The organism is Oligella ureolytica DSM 18253 (genome assembly GCF_000373745.1).
GTDB classification, from domain to species: domain Bacteria; phylum Pseudomonadota; class Gammaproteobacteria; order Burkholderiales; family Burkholderiaceae_B; genus Oligella; species Oligella ureolytica.
Window position 1 is genome coordinate 48,636 of the sequence record NZ_KB892302.1, and the last position, 22,348, is coordinate 70,983.

Below are 22,348 nucleotides of genomic sequence, written 5' to 3' on the forward strand. Positions count from 1 at the left end.
ATAGTTTAAATAATAAGTCTTATGTCTAAAACGTTTAATAAAGTGAATGCTATTCGAGGCATGAATGATATTTTGCCTAATGAAAGTTATAAGTGGGAGCAGTTAGAAGCGACAATTAAATCACTACTTTCGCAATATGGCTATCAAAATATCCGTACGCCCATTCTTGAGCAAACGCGTTTGTTTGCGCGAGGTATCGGGGAAGTGACCGATATCGTCGAAAAGGAAATGTATACCTTCACCATGAACAAAGACGCTGATAAAGTAGATCCTGAGGATATGCTGACAATGCGCCCTGAGTTCACGGCAGGTGTCGTGCGCGCAGCGATTCAGCACAATCTATTATACGAGCGACCGGTTCGTGCTTATGCGATGGGTCAGGTTTTTAGACATGAGCGACCACAAAAAGGGCGTTATAGACAGTTCCATCAGTTGTCTGTCGAAGCGATGGGCTTTGATGGTCCCGATATGGATGTGGAAATTATTCTGTTATTGGCGCGTTTATGGCGCGCGCTGGGTTTGAATAATATTCGTCTTGAGCTAAATTGCTTAGGGCAGAGTGATGAGCGAGCCGAGCATCGTGAGGCATTAATTGCCTACTTGGAACAGCATATCGATAGTTTAGATGAGGACGCCAAGCGCCGTATGTATAGCAATCCTTTGCGTGTTCTAGATACTAAGAATCCGGACATGCAGGAGATGGCGGATAATGCCCCCAAGTTATTTGATTATTTAGGTGAAGCCTCAAAAGCGCACTTTGATGCGGTTTGTGAGCGTTTGGAGCAGGCAGGTATAGGCTACATTATCAATCCTCGTTTAGTCAGAGGCTTAGACTATTACAACCTGACTGTGTTTGAGTGGGTGACTGATGATTTAGGCGCACAAGGTACGGTATGTGGTGGTGGTCGCTACGATGGCTTGTTTGAGCTTTTAGGTGGTAAGCCGACACCATGCGTAGGTTTTGGTTTGGGTTTAGAACGTTTGCTTGAGCTCGCTGATGCGCAAGGCGCGTTTACTCCGTTACAAGAAACTGACGTTTATTTTGTTCACCAAGGTGAGGAAGCATCAAAAAAAGCGGCTTTACTTGCGGAGCAATGTAGAGATGCCGGATGGAAAGTAATGGTACATGCCGGTTCGGCAGGTTTTAAATCGCAGTTCAAGCGTGCCGATCTGAGTGGTGCCCGTTGGGCTATCGTGATTGGTGAGAAAGAGGTGGAGCAGGGTATCGTGGCGGTTAAACCGTTGCGTGAGTCGGAAAATGGTAGTATTGAAAATCAGTTTGAGGCGGCTCAAGCGGATTTGATTCAAATTTTAGCAGAAAGGAAGTAGCAAAGCATGGCTTTTGACTTAGAAGAACAGGAAAAAATTGACCGACTCAAAGCGTGGTGGGAGCAGTGGGGCAATATAATTAGTGGCTTGATTCTAGCTGTATTACTGGCTATTTTGGGATGGTACGGTTGGAACTGGTATCAAGCCAATCAAACTCGCAATGCCTTAGGGTATTTTGAAATTGTAGAAAACAATCATAGAGCGACTGAAGACGATGCGTTATATCGTTTACAAGAAGCTAATCAGATTTTACAAGATAAGTATCAGGGTAATATTTATGCCGGTAGAGGGGCTTTACTTTCAGCTCGTGCGTATCTTGAAAGACAGGATTACGCCCAGGCAGAAGCAGAGCTGCAACGTATTTTATATAACAGTAAGCGCTATCCGGAGTTGGTTGGCGTGGCAACATTACAGTTAGCAACCGTCTATATTGATCAAGCAAAGTTTGAGCCTGCAATGGCTTTATTAAATCAAGAGATGACAGGCTATGAGGCACTTTTTGCAGATAAGCGTGGCGATGTTTATTATGCACAGGGTGATGTTTCTAATGCTACTTCTCAGTGGTCACAAGCCGCCGAAGCATCAAATGCAAGTGGTGAGTTTGTACAAACGATGCAGTTCAAACTAAGTCTGTTAGGAGAGGTAAATGAGTGAGCCTATGGTTAAATTTAAATCAACTCGTTTGGTTGTGATGGCTGCCATTGCTGCAGTTAGTCTAACTGCTTGCGGCAGTCTTTTTACTCCTGATAGTCGTTTTGACCCGGTGAAGTTAACGTCTTATGAGCAAACGGCGACAGGAAGTATCGTATGGTCACAGTCTATAGGCTCTTCAGGCGATTATGGTTTTGCTCCTGTGATAGTTGGTGATGACGTTTTTGCAGCAACCCCCAATGGTAACGTTGCGCGCTTAGGCCTTGCCAATGGAGCGATACGCTGGAACGTTAACATCAGTAGCGATTTGGCAGCAGGTGTAGGCACAGATGGGCAGATCATTATAGTCACTACGCGCGATGGACGTGCCATCGCATTAGATGCAGCTAACGGTCAAACCCTATGGGAAACGCGCACCTCAACTGTTAGCTCTACGCCGCCAGTCGTTGGTGCAAATATAGTTGTTATTCGTAATGATGATTACCGTGTTCAAGGTTTTGATCGACAAAGCGGTGAGTTGCAATGGTCTTATATGCGTGCCAGTGTGCCTTTAGCACTAAAGACTGATACACGCATGGTCATTAGCGAGGGTTTTGTTATTGTGCCGTTGCCGGTTGGAAGGTTAGTCGCTCTCAATTTGGATAATGGTCGTCCCCTTTGGGATGTCAAAATTGGTTATGCCAAAGGTGCGACTGATTTAGACTCAGTGATTGATGTAGTCGGTCTACCGGTTCGTTTAGACGATGGCAGTGTGTGTGCTAATAGCTATCAAGGAGCCATTCTATGCTATTACGGCGGTAGTATAAATTCCGAACCACAATTAAAATGGGCTAAAAGCTTTTCAAGCTCAGTTGGTTTAGGGGCCTCGGCCAACCGTCTTTATGCATCAGGGATGCATGGAGAGGTCACTGCTTTTGATAGCGAGAGTGGTGATGTTTTATGGCAGGACAATGTACTTAGAAATCGCGGTTTGAGTAATCCTGTGTATTTTAATAATAAAATTTATGTAGGCGATTACGAGGGCTATGTTCATTTTTATGAACCAACCACTGGACAGCTGCAGGGTCGTATGTCAGTAGGCGATAGTCGCGCAATTAGATCACCACTGATGGCAACTCCTTATGGTGTGTTAGTACAGACTGGTGGTGGTCGTTTAGTTATGTTAGGTGCTCAGTGAGTTCAAATTTTAAGCCCGTAGTGGCTATCGTAGGCCGTCCTAATGTTGGCAAGTCTACTTTGTTTAACCGTTTAACGCGCTCGCGTGATGCCATTGTGGCTGACTACTCTGGTCTGACCAGAGATCGTCACTATGGTGAGGGTCGTGTTGGTGATTCACCTTATTTGGTGGTGGATACGGGTGGTTTTGAGCCCGAAACAAAAAGCGGCATTTTAGTTGAGATGGCAAAGCAGACCGAACAAGCGATAGTCGAGTCTGATGTCGTTATTTTCCTAGTTGATGCAAGAGCCGGTATCAATAGTCATGATCATGACATTGCGGTAAAGATACGTCGTATCGGTCGTCCAGTGCTGCTGGCCGTTAACAAGGCAGAAGGTATGCAACCGGGTCAAGCCGCAGCGGAGTTCTATGAGCTTGGTTTAGGTGAGCCTTACCAAGTTTCATCGGCACATGGTGATGGCGTGAGAGGGTTAATTGATCTGGCGCTGGAAAAGGCTCACGAAAGCTATGAGGCACATGCTGAACTCATAGAGGTATTTGACGACGAAGATGAGCTCAGCGTTCCCTTTGCGGAGCAAGACGAGCTGAGTGAAGAGGCTATCCTTGCTCTTGAAGCTGAGGCGGATGCCCTCGAAAGTGCTGATTTTAATGAGTCGGAAGCTCAGGCTGAAGATGATGCTGACTTGATCGAGCATCGCATTAAGTTGGCCATCGTAGGCCGTCCTAATGTCGGTAAATCCACCCTGATTAATGCTTTATTGGGTGAGGAGCGTGTGATCGCTTTTGACTTGCCAGGTACGACACGCGATGCGATTGAAATTGAATTTGACCATGGCGAGCGTAAATATACGCTCATAGATACTGCCGGTCTTCGCAAGCGTGGTCGCGTATTTGAAACGATTGAAAAGTTTTCAGTCATCAAAACATTGCAAGCAATTGAAGCGTCTAATGTGGCAGTCCTTGTCTTAGATGCGCAGAGCGAGATATCTGAGCAAGATGCACATATTGCGGGCTTTGTCCTCGAGAGCGGTCGCTCTCTGGTCGTCGCTATCAATAAGTGGGATGGGCTTGATGATTACAACAAAGAGTGGATTGAGCGCGAGTTCAATCGTAAGTTACGCTTTTTGAATTTTGCCAAAATGCATAAAATATCTGCGCTAAAAGGGCGCGGTATTGGTGCTTTGCTAAAATCAGTGAATCAAGCGCATGATGCAGCCTTCCGCAAGCTTTCGACGCCTAGACTAACTCGCGTATTGCGTGAGGCGGTGGATCAACAAGCGCCACCTCGCAAGGGGATGTTCCGTCCAAAATTACGCTATGCACACCAAGGGGGACAAAACCCTCCGTTAGTGATAATTCATGGTAATCAGCTTGAGGCAGTGCCGGATTCTTATCGACGCTATTTAGAAACCCGTTTCCGTCAAGCGTTTAAATTAGATGGTACGCCACTAAGGATTCAATTCAAGTCCACGCGTAACCCTTATGTCTAGTTGTTTGTTTGTCTACCCATAGTTTGAGTATAAAAATGAATAAGTTTTGGAGTCCTTTTGTTGATTCATTAGAGCCTTATGTGCCTGGTGAGCAACCTCGTGAAGGCGAATTTATTAAGTTAAACAGCAATGAATCGCCGTTTTCAGCTGCACCCGCCGTCATTGAGGCGATTAAGGCTGCTGCTGATGGTGCGCTACAGCTATACCCGGAAGCGGAGTCAAGTGAGTTACGTGGTGTCGTTGCTGATTATTATGGCATCAAACCCGAGCAAGTCTTTGTGGGTAATGGATCCGATGAAGCCTTAGGGCATGCTTTTAATGCGCTATTTAAGCATGACAGTAAAAAGCTTGTGTATCCTGATCTGTCATATAGCTTTTACCCGGTTTATGCTGGTCTTTATGGGATAGAGGTAGAGACGATTCCTGTAACTGAGGACTTTAGAATCAACATAGATGACTATTGTGCCCTGGATTCAACTGAAATTTCTAGCATAATTTTTCCTAATCCAAATGCGCCGACAAGTGTTGCGTTAACATTAGATGAAATTGAGCGTTTATTAAAAGCACAGCCTGATATTTTAGTTGCAATCGATGAGGCCTATGTGGATTTTGGCGCTGATACAGCCATTAAGCTTATCCAAGATTATCCAAATCTACTTGTTTTCCAAACCTTGTCTAAGTCGCGCTCTTTAGCCGGTTTAAGGGTGGGTTTCGCCTTTGGACAGGCTGAATTAATACAAGCGTTGGTGTGTGTTAAAAATAGCTTTAACTCTTATCCAATTGACCGTTTGGCGCAGGCAGGAGCTATTGCTGCATTTAAAGCAGAGGATTATTTCCAAGAAACTCGTCAAAAGATAATTCAATCACGTGAGAAACTCACGAATGATTTAACTGCACTTGGCTTTGAGGTTTTGCCTTCAGCAGCAAACTTTGTTTTTGCTACGCATCCTGAGCATCAAGCAGAAGATATTGCACTTGCATTGCGACAAAGAAAAATTTTAGTACGACACTTTAAAATTGCGCGATGCACCCCATATCTTAGAATAACAATCGGTTTGGAAGAAGAGTGCGAGGCGCTGGTCAAGGCTTTAAAAGATTATTTAAGCGCATAGAGCAGTGACTAATCTTTTAAAAAAATGTTAAAGTAATATCTTCCTGTATAAAATTACAATTTTAATCATATAAAAACTAATGGAGTCTCAATAATGAGCAATAAAGGACAATCATTACAAGATCCTTTCCTAAATACTTTACGTAAAGAACATATCCCTGTGTCTATTTATTTAGTAAATGGTATCAAGTTACAAGGACAAGTCGAGTCGTTCGACCAATATGTCGTATTGTTAAAAAATACCGTGACTCAGATGGTTTATAAGCATGCGATCTCGACAGTTGTGCCGGCTCGTGCTGTTAATTTGCAGGGCGATGCAGCTGATGAGTCAGAAGCTTAATCTCAGATTTTGCTGACACAAAAACCTTTTGCTTAGCTCTATAGCTCCGAGTAAAAGGTTGATAAGGCCCGCTCCACTAGCGGGTTTTTATTTGTACAAACAGAGCTGTTAGCTATTTGTAAGCTAATAACATAAAAGTTTCCAGGGTAAGTAGCAAGCCTAGTATGCAAGCATTTATAGTAGACGTTAATCTTTATGGTGATCTCGATTTTAAAGAGCATCATGAGGAATTTATTATGTTAGCCAAAGGTGCTGGAGCCAAAATCGTAGGTACCTTAGTAGCTAATCGTGATAGGCCGGATCCTGCGTTATTCTTGGGTAAAGGCAAGGTTGAAGAGGCGGTTGCGCTAGCACAGACAGCAGGGGCTGAAATCATTCTGTTTGGGCAGTCTTTGTCGCCGGCACAGCAGCGAAACTTAGAGCGAGAATTTAAGTGTAGGATTGTCGACCGTGTAGGCTTGATTTTAGATATTTTTGCCCTAAGGGCCAAGAGTCACGAGGGTAAGATTCAAGTTGAGCTGGCGCAGTTGCAATATATGCGTTCCAGGTTAACGGGCATGTGGACTAATTTGTCACAGCAACAAGGTGGTGTTATCGGTACTAGAGGTCCGGGTGAGACTCAGCTTGAGCTTGATCGGCGAGTAATTGGCGGTCGCATTAAAATCCTCACCGATCGATTACAAAAAGTACGTAAGCAACGAGATACACAGCGTAGACAGAGACTAAGAAGCGGTGCTTTTGTTGTTTCCTTAGTAGGTTATACCAACACCGGTAAATCGACTTTATTTAATGCCCTAACACGGGCTGATGCCTATGCAGCCGACCAGCTTTTTGCAACCCTAGACACCACGACTCGTCGCTTGTGGATTGAGGGTGCAGGGCAGATTACTATTTCCGATACAGTAGGCTTTATTCGTGAGTTGCCGCCAACATTAATTGAGGCATTCAAAGCAACTCTCGAAGAAACACTTTATGCGGATTTGTTGCTACATGTGATTGATAGCAGTAATCCACAAAAAGATGAACAGATTTATGAAGTAAATAAAGTCTTGCAAGACATTGGTGCACAACACATACCAACCATTCTTGTTTACAATAAGACAGATTTGACAGAGCAAAAGCCAAGACTTGAATTAAATGATTCAGGTCGCGTTAGCAGAGTCTTTTTAAGTGCGGCCGAGCGTGATGGCTTGGAGTTTCTTAGAGAGGCTATTGTCCTAACTAAACAGCAATTAGAGAAAACGATTGATGCTAAGTAAGATTTTTAATTTAAATGATCCGGGTTGGGGTAAAAAGCCCCAAAATGATGATGGTTCTCAGGAGCCTAAGCGTCCCCAACAAGACCCTAATAGCCCACCCGATTTAGATCAAGTTTGGTCTGATGTTGAAAATAAATTCAAAGCGCTTTTTGGTGGCGGTAACCGCGGCGGCGCTCCACGAGGTCCGGGGCAGGGCGGTAATAAACCAACCATGCAAATGTCCCCTAAGTTTATTCGACATGGAATTATTTTTGCACTAATTGTCGCGTTATTGTTGTGGCTTGCTAGCGGTTTTTTCATTATCCGTGAGGGTCAGGTTGGTGTGATTACACAGTTTGGCCAATACAAGCGGACAGTGATGCCGGGTTTCCAGTGGCATATTCCACAGCCTATCGAGACAGTAGAGTCCGTTGATATCGCTAATGTACGAGCATTCTCGGTTGGCTATCGTGATAACTCACGCAACAAGGTGCTGGCTGAAGCCTTGATGCTGACTGAAGATGAAAATATTGTCGATTTGCAATTTGATGTCCAATACCGAATCAAAGCGGGCATCGTTGATGTCCCAAATGGCGGTATCGAAATGGATAAAGCCTTAAGTCCTGCTGCCAGTTATTTATTTGCTACAGCTGATCCCGATGAGTCCGTGCGTCAAGCCGCTGAGACTGCGATGCGAGAGGTGGTTGGTAAGGAATCGATGAATAACATCCTTTACGAGAGCCGTACTCAGGCAGCTCAGGATGTGATGCGCTTAATGCAGTCTATTCTTGATCGATATAATACCGGGATTGAGGTAATTACCGTTGCTATTCAAAACGTGCAGCCGCCAGAGCAAGTACAAGCAGCGTTTGAAGATGCTATTAAAGCCGGTCAAGACAATGAGCGTCAGAAAAACGAGGGTCAAGCTTATGCCAGCCGCGTTATTCCTGAGGCGCACGGTCGTGCTTCTCGTTTCTTGCAGAGTGCTGAGGGGTATAGAGCGAGCGTTGTAGGTGCGGCAATTGGTGAAACCGAACGCTTTAAGCAAATTGCGGCTGAATACAATGTAGCACCGGAGATTACGCGTGAGCGTATGTATATTGAAGCAATGGGTGATATTTACACTAATACATCTAAAGTTTTACTTGATACAGCTGAACAACAAAACCCCCTCATGTTAATGCCTCTGGATAGTATGTTGAACCGTTCTTCTAAGCGTGCGACTCCAAGTGAGTCAGCGGCGCAAACGCAAGGAGCTTCGGACGGTTCTTTATTTGAACACGGTAATGTCGGTACTTCTACCAGTACTACTAATGCCAATACATCTAACACAAACGCCTCAGGAACTACCGATACACGCAGCCGTGAGCTAAGCCGTGATCGTGATGCGTCTGCACGTCGTTAATTACAGAGGATATTATTATGAAAAGACCTGTTTTTTGGGCAATATTATTAGGGCTTGCATTTATCATAATCTCCTCTAGTGTGTTTACGGTAAATGAGCGAAGCTATGCATTAGTGTTTAAATTAGGTGAGTGGCAGCGAACAGAAACTGAGCCTGGCCTTAAGTTTAAATTGCCATCGCCGCTTGAAAATATTATCTTTTTAGATAAGCGCATTCAGTCAATTGAGTCAAGAGATGCTGAGCGTATTCAGACCTCTGAGAAAAAGAACTTAATCATTGACTCCTATGTTAAGTGGCGTATTTCAGATCCGCGCTTGTATTACATTTCCTTTGGTAATTCTACGCAAGCAGCACAGGATCGTTTAGGTGCACAAATTCGAGATGCGCTTAATGCGGCAGTTAACGTACGTACCGTTAGAGCTGTTATCTCTTTTGACCGCGATGTCGTGATGCAGGAAATTCTTGCCAATATTTCAACACGCGCTGCTCCCTTAGGGATCGAGGTGGTGGATGTTCGTTTAAAACGAATCGAGTTCTCTTCGGAGGTTTCAGACTCAGTTTACTCTCGCATGCAAGCTGAGCGTAAGCAAGAGGCGAATAGTCTACGGGCAAGCGGTGCGGCAGAAAGTGAGAGAATTCGCGCGGAAGCAGACCGTCAGGTATCAGAAATTTTAGCGCAAGCGCAAGCTGAGGCAGAAGCCGTGCGCGGTGCGGGTGACGCTGCTGCAACTAAAATCTATGCCGATGTTTATTCAGAAAATCCGGAGTTCTTTAGTTTCTTTAATAGTTTAAATGCCTATCGTTCTTCTTTTGCGGACAAAGAAGACACCATTGTGGTGTCACCGGACTCTAGTTTCTTCAAATACTTTGGTAATCCAGCCGGGGAGCTAGCGGAGTAATTATGAGTGCTAGTACTTGGTTATTGCCAGAGTTTATTTCAGATATATTGCCTGCCGAAGCGCGTGGCTTAGAAGAGTTGCGTCGAAAGTTGTTGGATCTATACCAACAAAGTGGTTTTGAGTTGGTGGCCCCACCGTTAGTGGAGTTTACTGAGTCGTTATTTGCCGGTCAGCGTGCAGATTTGCCTAAAAAAACGGTTAAGGTGATCGATCAATTGAGTGGCCGTACGATGGGCATACGTCCCGATATTACGCCACAAGTGTCGCGCATTGATGCGCATCTCTTAAACCGTGCCGGTGTAACTCGGCTGTGTTATTGTGGTGTGGCTTTCCATTCGGTACCTAATGACTTAATTGGTGATCGAGAGTTAGTCCAGATCGGAGCCGAGATCTTTGGCTATGCCGGTTCAGAGGCAGATTTGCAAATAATCAGCTTAGCCTATCAGACATTGGAAACTGCGGGCGTGCATGGTGCTAAGTTGGACTTGAATCATCCAGGTATTATGCGTGCTTTAGTGGCTGCGCATCCTGTGCTGGAATCAGAAGTGGACAAGCTTAATGCGTTGGTTCGCGAAAAGGCAATTACCAGTTTAAAGGCCTTTTTAGCAGAGTTGGATGGCGTGCCACCAGAAATTCAACAGGCATTGTTGGTTTTACCTAACTTATATGGTGGTGCCGATACACTTGAAGTGGCACGTTCAGTGTTACCGAAGTTGCCTGAAATTCAGAAAGCGTTGGATGAATTAGAAGCTATTGTTAAGCGCTTTCCTTCGGCTAGCGTGGATCTTGCTGATATTAGCGGTTATGACTACCACTCTGGTATCAGTTTTGCGCTTTATGCTGAGGGATGGCATAATGCGCTAGTGCGTGGTGGTCGTTATGATAGGGTAGCCCAAGCCTATGGTCGAGAGCGTCCAGCTACCGGCTTTAGCTTGAATTTACGACGCTTGGTTCAAGGTCTGGAGTCGCCGGCACCTAATGAAGCGATTAAGACTAGCTGGTCTGATGATGAAGAGCATTTAGATAAGATTCAGCAGTTACGCCAACAAGGTCATATTGTAGTTCAAGTGTTCCCTGATACTGAGCAGATTAATGAAGAGTATATTTTCACTCGTGAGCTAGTGATTGAGAATGATCAATGGGTACTAAAAAGTATAGCGCCTTTGGAATAATTAATTTTCTACAAGTGAATTTAATAAGATAGACCAGAACTGTTGAAGTTTTTTTTTTATCTAAAATATGAGCAAAAACGTTGTAGTGATTGGCACCCAGTGGGGTGATGAGGGAAAGGGCAAGATTGTTGATTGGCTAGCTGAGTCAGTTCATGGTGTTGTACGTTTCCAGGGTGGTCATAATGCTGGCCATACATTGTGGATCAATGGCGTAAAAACTGTACTGCGCCTAATCCCATCGGGTATTATGCACCCCCACACCATTTGTTATATAGGTAATGGGGTGGTGCTGTCTCCTGAAGCGTTAATGTCTGAAATTGCTGAGCTTGAAAAAGCCGGTATCGATGTTCGCTCTCGCTTGAAAATCTCTGAAGCTTGTCCTTTGATTTTGCCTTACCATATTGCTGTCGATCAGGCTCGTGAAGCTAAGCAGGGTAATAAGAAAATTGGCACCACTGGTCGTGGTATTGGGCCTGCTTATGAGGATAAAGTAGCACGACGTGCGGTTCGAGTTCAGGATTTATTTATGCCTGAGGTTTTCGAAGAGAAGTTACGCGCTGCAGTAGACTATCATAATGCGATTTTAGTGGATTATTTAGGTGCTGAGCCTGTGTCTTTTGAAGAGATGAAGGCATTAGGGCTGCAGCTAGCTGAGTTGCTGAAGCCGATGGTCGCCGATGTTTCTTATCTTCTTTACGAAGCTAAGAAAGAGGGCAAGAGATTGCTATTTGAAGGTGCACAAGGTGCATTGTTAGATATTGATCATGGTACCTATCCTTTTGTCACTAGTAGTAATTGTATTGCCGGTCAGGCTTCTGCAGGTGCCGGTGTGGGGCCTCAAGAGTTGCATTATGTGCTTGGTATTACTAAAGCGTATTGCACTCGTGTGGGTTCCGGACCATTTCCATCAGAGTTAGATGATGAAATCGGTTTACACCTCGCCAAGCAGGGTAATGAGTTCGGTGCAGTTACCGGTCGACCTCGACGCTGTGGCTGGTTTGATGCTGCAGCGCTTAAGCGTTCTGTTATTATCAATGGCATTAATGGCCTTTGTGTAACTAAGCTTGATGTGTTGGATGGCTTAGAGGAAGTTGGGCTGTGCGTAGGTTATGAGCTTAATGGCAAGCGTGTTGATGTTTTACCGTATGGTGCGTATCAGGTTGCTGAAGCAAAGCCAATTATTGAAATGTTACCTGGCTGGACTGAAACAACAGCGGGCATTAAAAATTATGACGACTTGCCGGAAAATGCTCGTAATTTAGTGGCTCGTATCGGCGAATTGTGCGAAGTGCCGGTCGCTATGATTTCTACTGGCCCTGAGCGCTCAGAAACTATTATGTTGGATAACCCTTTTGAGTTATAATCTAGTGTTATTTCATTAAGAGGTACTATATGAGCGTCCCACCAAGCACTGATACGGATTTATGGGTAAGTTGGAATGAATACCACCGACTTATTGAGAAGTTAGCACTTAAGGTTTATGAGTCTAAATACCAGTTTGATGCCATAGTTTGTTTAGCGCGTGGTGGGGTGAGGGTAGGCGACGTCATGTCTAGAATTTTTGACGTGCCGCTTGGTATCCTAGCTACTAGCAGTTATAGAGAAGCAGCGGGTACAGTACAGGGGCAGCTGGACATTGCGCAGTTCATTACGATTACCCGCGGAAGCCTAGAGGGTCGTATACTTTTGGTCGATGATATGGTCGATACCGGTTTGACTTTCCAAAAGGTTTACGACCATTTACTCAAAGAGTTTCCTGTCATTGAGGAAATGCGTTCGGCCGTATTATGGCTTAAGGGCCACGCGACAGTAGAACCTGATTATTATTGTCAGTTCTTACCGAATAATCCTTGGATTCATCAACCCTTTGAGGATTATGATAGTCTCAGACCTCATCAGTTAGAATCATGGATTCGCAAGGGGCGAGTCGCTGAGTAAGCATCTTTTGTTGTGAATTTGTCTGTTAGGTGTCGTTTAAAAGCTTTCAAAGCTTTTTAAACGACACTTACAGCCTTTTTTTATTAGCCTTTTATATGGTTTCGATCTATAATATAGAGCTGTTATTTTATTTTTGTTAAACCTTTTTAGTTGATTGTCTATGACACAAGTACGTATTAAAGATAATGAGCCGTTTGAAGTTGCATTACGCCGCTTTAAGCGCGGAGTTGAAAAAACCGGTCTTTTAACCGAGTTGCGCGCTCGCGAATTTTACGAGAAGCCTACTGCTGAGCGTAAGCGTAAAAAAGCTGCTGCTGTTAAGCGCCACTATAAGCGCATCCGTAGCCAGCAATTGCCTCCACGCATGTACTAATTCTATAGTATAAATCTATTCTGAGTTGATTCCTGAAGAATTCATCCAGGAACTACTTGCGCGAGTTGATATTGTTGATGTCATCGGCAAGTATGTCCAGCTAAAAAAAAGCGGTCAAAACCTTCAAGGTCTTTGCCCTTTTCATCAAGAAAAAACGCCATCTTTCACCGTGAGTGCCACCAAGCAATTTTATCATTGCTTTGGTTGTGGGGCTCACGGTACGGCTATCAGTTTTCTTATGGAGCATGTAGGACTGGGTTTTCCGGAGTCTGTTAGGACTCTCGCTGATTCGGTCGGTATGCGTGTGCCCGAAAGTAATTACAGTCCTGAAAATAGGGCTCGCATCAAACAACAAAAGACTCGCTACGACTTATTGCATGAAGCGTTAGAACAGGCTCAGGCTTATTATCTATCGCAGCTTAAACAATACACTCGGGCTCAGGAGTATCTCCTTCAGCGAGGGTTGAATCCCGAGATAGTTGAGCGCTTTGGCTTAGGTTGGACCGGCAGTGAAAGGCAGAATTTGCGTCGTGTATATGAAGATTATGATAATGATCTTCTGATCGATGCAGGATTAGTAGTTCAAAATGAGCGAGGCTTACGCTACGATCGTTTTCGTGAGCGAATTACTTTCCCCATATACAACCAACGTGGCCGTTTGATCGGTTTTGGTGGTCGACTTATTACTAAGGGTGAGCCTAAATATTTAAACTCACCGGAAACTGAACTGTTTCACAAGGGTAGTGAGCTATACGGCTTATGGGAAAATCGTACCGGTATCCGTAAGGCAGCTACTGTATTGGTTGTCGAGGGGTATATGGATGTCGTTTCTTTGGCTCGTTATGGTGTCGACTATGCTGTAGCGACCTTAGGGACGGCTACCACAGCAGAGCATATCGCTAAGCTAATCAAGGCCAGTAATCGGATTGTTTTCAGTTTTGATGGAGACAAGGCAGGACAAAGGGCTGCTTGGCGAGCTCTAAATACATCGCTAGCGTTATTACGCGATGATGTTTCTTTGCGATTTTTGTTTTTACCTAAAGAGCATGATCCGGATTCATTCGTCCAAAATTATGGTGTCAAGAAATTCGAAGAAAAAGTGGCTGAAGCACAGGCTTTGTCTGCTTTTATGCTGGAATCATTAGCCTCTGAATTTAACTTAAAAGAGGCAGAAGGGCGTGCCGCTTGTCTTAAAGAGGCGTTGTCTTTAGTGGTGCAGATTCCCGAATCTGCGATTCGTACGCAAATCGAAAATGAACTGGCTCGTTTGGTTCGTTTTACCACCGATGAGTTTAGAGCAGCATTAGCCCGTTATCTCGATAAAAAAGAGGGAGCTTCTCAACGCTTTGGTGAACATGATAAAACGCTTTTGCACACCTCGCCATCAGAGGAATATAGTAGGACTTATAGCCGATCTGGTACTCACTCTCATGGAGGTGGACGGGCTAGTTATCAGTCGACTGGAGCTTTTCGTAAGAAGAAAAAATCTAATGAACCAATTCGTCAGCCCATGCCTTTGGCGCGACAGTTATTGAGTTTATTAGCAAGTCACCCACAGATTTTAGAAAGGATAGGCGAAAGGCAGCTTGAAATATTGCGCCAACATCCCCATATGGATATCGTGGTTGAGTTTATCTCTTTTGCCTTTACCAACGGAGCGCGTCATATAGGTTCTCTTATACAGCAAGCAGAACAAGGAAGTCCACTTCAGCAGCTGCTCATTTCTTTAGGTAAGGATAGCTCAACAATAGAAACACTCCCTCATCCTGAGGCAGAGTGGAGTGATGCAATTAAAAAAATTGAACTAGAAAATTTAGAGTCAGAGATAAGAACGTTAATTGACTCAGGTATTGAAACTGATAATGAGCGCAAGCGTTACTTGGCGGTGCTTGCACGTTATAATTTCTTAAAAACCTAAGTGGTTCATGCTACAATATTCGGTTATATTTACCGCCGTAAATTAAGTTGACAGGGTACTCATTAAATGGTTAAAAATACTGACACCACAAATAAAGTTGTTGCCAAAAAAGCTGCTGCAACAGCATCCAAGTCTATTGATGAGGCTAATACTAATCAAGAAGTAGTTGCGACAGAAGCGTCAACTAAAGAGGCGGCTGGAGCTACTTCTAAATCAGCTGCCAAAAAAGCGGCAGCTAAAAAAAGCACTGCCAAAAAAGCGGCAGCTAAAAAAAGCACTGCCAAAAAAGCGGCAGCTAAAAAAAGCACTGCCAAAAAAGCGGCAGCTAAAAAAAGTACAGCAAAAAAAGCCGCAGCGACTAAAACAGCTGTAAATGCAAAAAGTACAGAATCGACTGCCGATGACTTCGATGACGACTTCGATGGCGAATTGTCAGATGACTTTGATAACGACTTAGACGGTTTTGAAGACGTTGATCTAGTCGATGATGAGGAGGTTGATGGTGCTGAGGATTTAGAGGGCGATACACGCGTCTCTGCGGGTGCAAAAGGTCGTGCTTCTAAGGCCGCCAAAAAAGCAAAATCCACCAAGGCCGGTGGAGGCTCTCGTTCTACGACCCCAGAGATACTAGAAGAGCGTCGTGCTCGCTTAAGACAGTTAATCAAGCTTGGTAAGGATCGGGGTTATTTAACCTTCAGTGATATCAATGACACCATGTCTGATGACTTGGTTGACACTGACGCGATGGATAGTATCATCGGCACGTTCCATGAGATGGGCATTAAGGTGTACGATCAAGCACCAAGTGCAGAAGACCTACTATTGAGTGATTCCAATCCGATTAGCGATGATGACGATGTCGAAGATGAAGCTGAAGTTGCTTTAACAACAGTAGATTCGGATTTTGGTCGTACGACTGACCCGGTCCGTATGTATATGCGTGAGATGGGGCAAATCAATCTTTTAGACCGTGAGGGTGAAATTGAGATTGCTAAGCGCATCGAAGACGGTTTAAAGCATATGGTCATGGCTATTGCTACCTATCCTTCTACGATTGAAGAGATTTTGTCTTGTTTCCAAAAAGTGCGTGATGGTGAGGCTACCATTGATGATTATGTAGATGGTCTAATTAATGATGATGGCGAAGACTACGCAGGTTCAGGTGTTACTGCTGAAGGCGAAGAGGCACAAACCGGTGCAATGAGCAGTAAGCAGATTGAGAATCTTGAGCGAAAGACCTTGGAAAAATTTACTCTCATCGAGCAGTACTTCAACAACATGAAGGAAGAAGTTGAAGCAGGACGTCGCCGTTCAGATGTTTATCTGAAAAACCAAGCAGATATGCTTGAGGAATTAGTCGGTATTCGCTTTAACGCTAAGATGACAGAGTCTTTGTGTGATAAATTGCGCGAGAAGATGCAAAGTGTGCGTGATTTAGAGCGTTCCATCTTGGCGACCGTTGTCGAACGTGTCGAAATGCCTCGTTCGGAGTTTATTTCCACTTTCCATGGTAATGAAACTAATCTAGAGTGGGTACATGAGCAATTAGCTAAGAAACCGCCTTACGCCGAAGCGCTTGAACGAGCAATTCCTGATATTCAGGATGATCAGAAGAAAATTCTCGAAATCGAAGAAGAAATTCAGATGTCTGTTCAAGAGCTTAAGGAAATTAACCGTCGCATGCTTAATGGCGAGAATAAAGCCAAAAAAGCAAAAAGCGAGATGATTCAGGCAAACTTGCGTTTAGTGATTTCAATTGCGAAGAAATATACTAATCGCGGTTTACAGTTCTTGGATCTGATTCAAGAAGGTAATATAGGCTTGATGAAAGCAGTTGATAAGTTTGAATATCGCCGTGGTTATAAGTTTTCAACGTATGCAACTTGGTGGATTCGTCAGGCGATTACTCGTTCGATTGCGGACCAGGCACGTACAATTCGTATCCCTGTGCATATGATCGAAACAATCAATAAGATGAGCCGTATCACACGTCAGATTCTCCAAGAAACAGGTGCCGAGCCGGATCCGGCAACCATCGCTGCGAAAATGGATATTACTGAGGATAGAGTTCGAAAAATTCTCAAAATTGCCAAAGAGCCGATTTCGATGGAAACTCCAATTGGCGATGATGATGATTCTCACTTAGGTGATTTTATTGAAGATACGACAACTATGTCACCTGAAGAGGCGTCTACTTATAAGTCAATGCAGGAGGTGTTTGACGAGGTGTTAAACTCACTCACAGAGCGTGAGGGTAAGGTCCTTCGTATGCGCTTTGGTATTGGCTTAAGCTCCGATCAAACACTAGAAGAAGTAGGTAAGCAGTTTGATGTGACTCGTGAGCGTATTCGCCAGATTGAAGCTAAAGCGTTACGTAAATTGAGACACCCAAGCCGTGCTGATAAGTTAAAGAGTTTCTTAGATAGTGACAGCTCTAATTCGTAAGTACTTATGAGTTAGTATCGTGTTAAGAACTTAACTGGATAAAATATAAGCCGAGTGAAGAGTTTTCTCTCTACTCGGCTTTTTGATGTTTAAAGCAGAGCATTTGTTAATAGAGTAAAATATGACAAAAAATCATGATGTAGTAATGTCCATTGAGGGAATTAGCAAGTCCTATGACAATGGTTTTACTGCTTTAAAAGAAGTGAATTTAGATATTCATCGAGGTGAGATTTTAGCCTTGCTTGGGCCTAACGGTGCCGGAAAAACTACGCTTATCGGTATTATTACCGGTTTGGTTAATGCCAGTAGCGGCCGTGTGATGATGGACGGTTTAGATGTTATTAAGCACCAACGTCAATTACGTCAGAAAATTGGTTTGGTGCCGCAAGAGTTATTGACTGAGTCGTTTGAAACTGTGCTCAATACCGTCAAGTTTAGCCGCGGTTTATTTGGTCTACCGCCTAATCCGCAATTTGTTGAAAAGTTACTTAAAGATTTGTCATTGTGGGATAAGCGAGATAACAAGATTTTAAGCTTGTCCGGTGGTATGAAGCGTCGCGTGTTAATTGCAAAAGCCTTGGTGCACGAACCCAGTATTTTGTTTTTGGATGAGCCGACTGCCGGGGTTGACGTTGAATTACGTCATGACTTGTGGCGTATGGTGGAGCGACTGGCTAAGGAAGAGGGCCTGACTGTTATATTGACGACACATTATATTGAAGAAGCGGAAGATATGGCAGATCGTATCGCCATTATTAATAGCGGAGAAATTGTGTTAGTTGAAGAAAAAGACAATTTAATGCAGCAATTAGGTAAAAAGTCTTTGCGTATTGAATTGCTTGAACCCCTAGAAGAATTACCCAAAGTATTGCAAAATCATCCGGTAGCACTGGTGGATGATGGGTCAGCCTTGCTATATACCTACGATAAAACAGGTGAAGACGATGAGGGTGGTTATAGTTTATCTGAGTTGCTTGGAATTCTGACTGTTAAAGGCATTAAAATTCGGGATTTAGTTTCTCAAAAAAGCAGTTTAGAAGAAATTTTTGTATCGCTCTTGGCGAATCTTGGCTCAACAACAAAAGAATCTCATGCAAAAGAGTTAAGGGAATAGCTTTATGAATTTTTTGGCAATTAAAGCAATTTATCGTTTTGAGATGGCTCGTGCGCTGCGTACGGTTTGGCAAAGCGTCTTATCACCTGTCATCAGTACTTCTTTGTACTTTATTGTATTTGGTGCTGCAATGGGTTCGCGCATTGGTGAAATTTCTAACGTCAGTTATGGTGCATTTATTGTTCCGGGTTTATTAATGATGTCATTGTTAGGGCAGAGTGTTAGCAATGCGTCATTCGGTATCTATATGCCACGTTGGAATGGTTCTATTTATGAGATCTTGTCAGCACCGGTCAATGCCATAGAGATTATTCTTGGCTATGTGGGTGCCGCGGCTAGTAAAAGTATTATTTTGGCGATCTTAATTTTAATTACGGCCAGAGTGTTTGTTGACTATCAGATCCAGCATCCTGTATGGATGGTTGCTTTCTTATTACTCACCAGTATTAGTTTTAGTATGTTTGGTTTTATTATTGGCCTATGGGCTGATAATTTTGAGAAACTGCAAGTGATTCCACTGATGGTTTTGACGCCACTTACTTTTTTAGGCGGTGCTTTTTATTCGATTGATATGCTGCCCGGAATTTGGAAAAGTATTGCTTTATTAAACCCGGTGGTGTATTTGGTGAGTGGTTTCCGTTGGAGTTTTTATGGCGTGTCTGATGTCAATCACCTAGTTAGTATGGGAATCATTTTAGCGGTGTTGGTAGTATGTGTTGTGCTCATTGCGATTATCTTCAAAACAGGCTATAAGCTAAGACCTTAATGGGTTCCCCCATTTCTTTATAACATCAAAAAGGCGGATATAGAAAAGCTCTATGCCGCCTTTGTCGTACATTTGATTTAGATTTTACTTAATTTCTTCTTCTTTACGTAAGTGAGGGAAGAGTAACACATCACGAATACTGGCGCTATCCGTTAGGAGCATGATCAGGCGATCAATGCCAATACCGCAACCACCTGTTGGCGGCATACCGTATTCCAATGCACGAATGTAGTCGGCATCGTAGAACATGGCTTCTTCATCACCGGCGTCTTTTGCTTCAACTTGTGCTAAGAAGCGTTGTGATTGGTCTTCCGGGTCATTTAACTCAGAGAAACCATTTGCTATCTCACGACCTGTGATAAAGAGTTCAAAGCGCTCAGTGATATCGGGATTGTCATCCGAAGCGCGAGAAAGTGGGGAAACTTCTGCCGGATAATCAATGATAAAGGTTGGGTTCCATAGTTTACTTTCTGCCGTTTCTTCAAAGAGTGCTAATTGTAAAGCGCCTAAGCCGGCACGTGCCAATACGGGACTATCAGCCTCAGCACCGAGGAGTCTTCTTAATTGATCGCGAACGAATGCTTCATCGTGAAGTTGCTCTTCGCTGTATTCCGGTGCATATTTGACAATCGCTTCAACAATGGTCAATCGCTCAAAAGGTTTAGATAAATCCAGCTCTTGACCCTGGTAGTCCAGAGTTTGTGTACCGAGCGTGCGCTGGGCTATTTCACGAATGATTTCTTCAGTGAATGTCATTAGCCAAATATAATCACGATAGGCAGCATAGAACTCCATCATGGTGAACTCAGGATTGTGACGTGGGCTGACTCCCTCGTTGCGGAAATTTCTATTGACCTCATAAACACGATCAAAGCCACCGACAATTAAGCGCTTTAGATACAGTTCTGGCGCAATGCGCAAGTACATATCCATATCCAGTGCATTGTGATGAGTAATAAACGGTTTGGCTGCGGCACCCCCAGGAATAGGATGTAGCATCGGCGTTTCGACTTCCATGAAATTGTTTTCAGTCATGATGTCGCGCAAGGCACTCATGGCTTTGCTGCGAGTTTGGAAGGTTTTTCGCGTTTGCTCGTTCATAATCAAATCAACGTAACGCTGGCGATAACGCATTTCCTGATCTGATAAGCCGTGGAATTTATCAGGAAGAGGGCGCAAAGACTTTGCAATGAGGCGTAAGGAATTTGCGTGAATAGAGAGCTCGCCACGATTGGTTTTAAAAATACGACCTTCTACAGCCAAGATATCGCCGATATCCATGTGTTTGAACTCTTCGTAAATTTCCTCGCCGATATTCTTTTTGTCAAGATAGACTTGAATGCGACCGGTACTGTCTTGCAGTGTCGCAAAACTTGCCTTACCCATCACCCGTTTAAGCATCATACGGCCGGCAATCTTAGCGGGATTTTCTTGAGGATCGAGGCTTTCTTTGTCTAATTCGCCATATTTATTATGTAAATCAGCTGCAAAATCTTCCGGCACAAAATTGTTAGGATAAGCCTGCCTCTTTTCGCGGATTTGAGCTAATTTGCTGCGGCGTTCGGCAATTAAGTGGTTCTCGTCAATAGCACTGTCAGTTTGTTCAACGACGCTATTTTCTTTTTCTGACATAATTAAATTCCTTGTTTTAAACTGGCCTCAATAAAGATATCTAAATCCCCATCCAGTACTTTTTGTGTATTTGAAACCTCGACCCCGGTACGTAGGTCTTTAATGCGACTTTGATCTAGCACGTAGGAGCGGATTTGATTGCCCCAGCCGACATCACTTTTGGCGTCTTCCTGTGCTTGCAGTTCACTTTCACGCTTGCGCATCTCGTATTCATAAAGCTTGGATCGTAGCATAGACATCGCTTCAGCTCTGTTGCGGTGCTGTGATCTGTCATTTTGACACTGCACTACAATACCCGTAGGGTTGTGCGTGATACGAATGGCAGAGTCGGTTTTGTTAACGTGTTGTCCGCCGGCGCCACTGGCGCGGAAAGTATCGACGCGGATATCGGCAGGATTGATTTCAACCTCAATGGAATCGTCAATTTCCGGATACACGTAGATACTGGCAAAGGACGTATGGCGACCTTGAGCTGAGTCAAAGGGGCTTTTACGTACTAAGCGATGAACACCGGACTCGGTTCTCAAAAAGCCATAGGCGTATTCACCTTGGATCTTAAGAGTAGCTGATTTAATTCCCGCCACATCACCAGCGGACTCTTCGAGAATTTCAGCTTTGAAGCCCTTGTCTTCACAGTAGCGCAGGTATTGACGCAACAACATAGAAGCCCAATCTTGGGCTTCAGTACCACCCGCACCTGCTTGTATATCTAGGAAGCAATTAAGAGGATCTGCAGGGTTTGAGAACATACGTCTAAACTCGAAGTCTTCTATCACTTTGCTGTATTGTTGAATGCTTTTTTCTAATGCAATAAAAGCATCGTCATCATTTTCATCAATGATTAGTTCAAGCAGTTCCTGACTGTCGTGTAAGTCATTTTTGAGCTTATCTAGCACTAGAACGACATCATCCAGGCTCTTTTTTTCTTTACTAATTGCCTGTGCTTGTTCGGGGTTGTTCCAGAGGTCAGGATTTTCGAGCTCTAAATTGACGACTTGTAAGCGATGCCACTTACTGTCGTAGTCAAAGATACCCCCTTAGGCGATCTTCACGAGCAATAAGATCGTCAATCTCAGCAGCCAAACTATTTTGTTTTTCGGCTTCCATGAATTATTCCTTTAAATTTAAAATTTGAAAAATGCTTCAAACCCTATATTTTACAGGCTTTTGCCTTCTTTTTGGGGAAAATAAAGACCTCAGCCTCAAGGGGTGGGTGCTGTCGAGATATTGCGGTATGCGCCCCCGACCGTACCAACCATTTCATCGAGTGCACCGCGCGGATTGGGGTGGGCACAAGCGGTTAGAAGAGCTGATGCTGCAATCAGAGCAAATAGAAGCGTTTTATTCATT

At 43.9% G+C, this 22,348-nt stretch carries 20 protein-coding genes; 17 read left to right on the top strand and 3 right to left on the bottom strand.

The window, feature by feature from the left end; translation table 11 throughout:
- Nucleotides 1-21 precede the first annotated feature (21 nt).
- From hisS to B092_RS0107065, 17 genes are all read left to right on the top strand, one after another.
- Entirely contained in the window at nucleotides 22-1,329 is a 1,308-nt protein-coding gene (hisS, locus tag B092_RS13910) for a histidine--tRNA ligase (protein ID WP_040608257.1), read from the top strand.
- Nucleotides 1,330-1,335: 6 nt separating this feature from the next.
- Nucleotides 1,336-1,983, top strand: coding sequence for a YfgM family protein (locus tag B092_RS0106990; RefSeq protein ID WP_018574543.1), 648 nt, complete (start codon nucleotides 1,336-1,338; stop codon nucleotides 1,981-1,983).
- Entirely contained in the window at nucleotides 1,976-3,157 is a 1,182-nt protein-coding gene (bamB, locus tag B092_RS0106995) for an outer membrane protein assembly factor BamB (protein ID WP_018574544.1), read from the top strand. Before B092_RS0106990 ends, bamB begins: the two co-directional genes overlap by 8 nt.
- Nucleotides 3,154-4,647, top strand: a complete 1,494-nt coding sequence (gene der, locus B092_RS0107000; protein WP_018574545.1) for a ribosome biogenesis GTPase Der — start codon at nucleotides 3,154-3,156, stop codon at nucleotides 4,645-4,647. The genes bamB and der overlap by 4 nt, the downstream gene beginning before the upstream one ends.
- A gap of 35 nt (nucleotides 4,648-4,682) precedes the next feature.
- A complete protein-coding gene (gene hisC, locus B092_RS0107005; protein WP_018574546.1) occupies nucleotides 4,683-5,759 on the top strand; it encodes a histidinol-phosphate transaminase in 1,077 nt (358 codons plus the stop codon).
- Between the two features lie 93 nt (nucleotides 5,760-5,852).
- Entirely contained in the window at nucleotides 5,853-6,098 is a 246-nt protein-coding gene (gene hfq, locus B092_RS0107010) for an RNA chaperone Hfq (protein ID WP_018574547.1), read from the top strand.
- A gap of 164 nt (nucleotides 6,099-6,262) precedes the next feature.
- Nucleotides 6,263-7,357 (top strand): GTPase HflX, encoded by a 1,095-nt coding sequence (gene hflX, locus B092_RS0107015; RefSeq protein ID WP_018574548.1) that lies wholly within the window; start codon nucleotides 6,263-6,265, stop codon nucleotides 7,355-7,357.
- The gene (gene hflK / locus B092_RS0107020) at nucleotides 7,347-8,741 is read left to right on the top strand and encodes an FtsH protease activity modulator HflK (RefSeq protein ID WP_018574549.1); all 1,395 of its coding nucleotides are present in this window, start codon (nucleotides 7,347-7,349) and stop codon (nucleotides 8,739-8,741) included. Before hflX ends, hflK begins: the two co-directional genes overlap by 11 nt.
- 17 nt (nucleotides 8,742-8,758) lie before the next feature.
- Nucleotides 8,759-9,640: a protease modulator HflC gene (gene hflC / locus B092_RS0107025; protein WP_018574550.1), complete on the top strand. Its 882-nt coding sequence runs from the start codon at nucleotides 8,759-8,761 to the stop codon at nucleotides 9,638-9,640.
- A 2-nt stretch (nucleotides 9,641-9,642) separates the two neighbouring features.
- Entirely contained in the window at nucleotides 9,643-10,812 is a 1,170-nt protein-coding gene (locus B092_RS0107030) for an ATP phosphoribosyltransferase regulatory subunit (protein ID WP_018574551.1), read from the top strand.
- Between the two features lie 67 nt (nucleotides 10,813-10,879).
- Nucleotides 10,880-12,175 carry an adenylosuccinate synthase gene (locus B092_RS0107035; protein ID WP_018574552.1) on the top strand — a complete coding sequence of 432 codons (1,296 nt, stop codon included), beginning with the start codon at nucleotides 10,880-10,882 and terminating at the stop codon, nucleotides 12,173-12,175.
- Between the two features lie 29 nt (nucleotides 12,176-12,204).
- Entirely contained in the window at nucleotides 12,205-12,750 is a 546-nt protein-coding gene (locus tag B092_RS0107040) for a phosphoribosyltransferase (protein WP_018574553.1), read from the top strand.
- 160 nt (nucleotides 12,751-12,910) lie between these two features.
- Nucleotides 12,911-13,123 (top strand): 30S ribosomal protein S21, encoded by a 213-nt coding sequence (rpsU, locus tag B092_RS0107045; RefSeq protein WP_018574554.1) that lies wholly within the window; start codon nucleotides 12,911-12,913, stop codon nucleotides 13,121-13,123.
- Nucleotides 13,124-13,148: 25 nt separating this feature from the next.
- A complete protein-coding gene (gene dnaG, locus B092_RS0107050) occupies nucleotides 13,149-15,041 on the top strand; it encodes a DNA primase (RefSeq protein ID WP_018574555.1) in 1,893 nt (630 codons plus the stop codon).
- Between the two features lie 66 nt (nucleotides 15,042-15,107).
- On the top strand, nucleotides 15,108-17,486 hold the full coding sequence (rpoD, locus tag B092_RS0107055; RefSeq protein ID WP_018574556.1) for an RNA polymerase sigma factor RpoD: 2,379 nt from the start codon (nucleotides 15,108-15,110) through the stop codon (nucleotides 17,484-17,486).
- Between the two features lie 121 nt (nucleotides 17,487-17,607).
- Nucleotides 17,608-18,600 carry an ABC transporter ATP-binding protein gene (locus B092_RS0107060; RefSeq protein ID WP_018574557.1) on the top strand — a complete coding sequence of 331 codons (993 nt, stop codon included), beginning with the start codon at nucleotides 17,608-17,610 and terminating at the stop codon, nucleotides 18,598-18,600.
- A 4-nt stretch (nucleotides 18,601-18,604) separates the two neighbouring features.
- Nucleotides 18,605-19,366, top strand: a complete 762-nt coding sequence (locus B092_RS0107065; protein ID WP_018574558.1) for an ABC transporter permease — start codon at nucleotides 18,605-18,607, stop codon at nucleotides 19,364-19,366.
- Nucleotides 19,367-19,450: 84 nt separating this feature from the next.
- On the opposite strand, the gene lysS is transcribed toward B092_RS0107065, so the two are convergent.
- The 3 genes from lysS to B092_RS15375 form a co-directional block, all read right to left on the bottom strand.
- Nucleotides 19,451-20,998, bottom strand: coding sequence for a lysine--tRNA ligase (gene lysS / locus B092_RS0107070; protein ID WP_018574559.1), 1,548 nt, complete (start codon nucleotides 20,996-20,998; stop codon nucleotides 19,451-19,453).
- A 2-nt stretch (nucleotides 20,999-21,000) separates the two neighbouring features.
- Nucleotides 21,001-22,105 (bottom strand): peptide chain release factor 2 gene (gene prfB, locus B092_RS0107075; RefSeq protein ID WP_115148497.1). Its coding sequence is split into 2 segments (ribosomal slippage): nucleotides 21,001-22,023 and nucleotides 22,025-22,105, totalling 1,104 coding nucleotides; the frame shifts between segments, so codons are not numbered across the junction.
- 95 nt (nucleotides 22,106-22,200) lie between these two features.
- Nucleotides 22,201-22,347, bottom strand: coding sequence for a hypothetical protein (locus tag B092_RS15375; RefSeq protein ID WP_018574561.1), 147 nt, complete (start codon nucleotides 22,345-22,347; stop codon nucleotides 22,201-22,203).
- Between the last annotated feature and the right edge of the window lies 1 nt (nucleotide 22,348).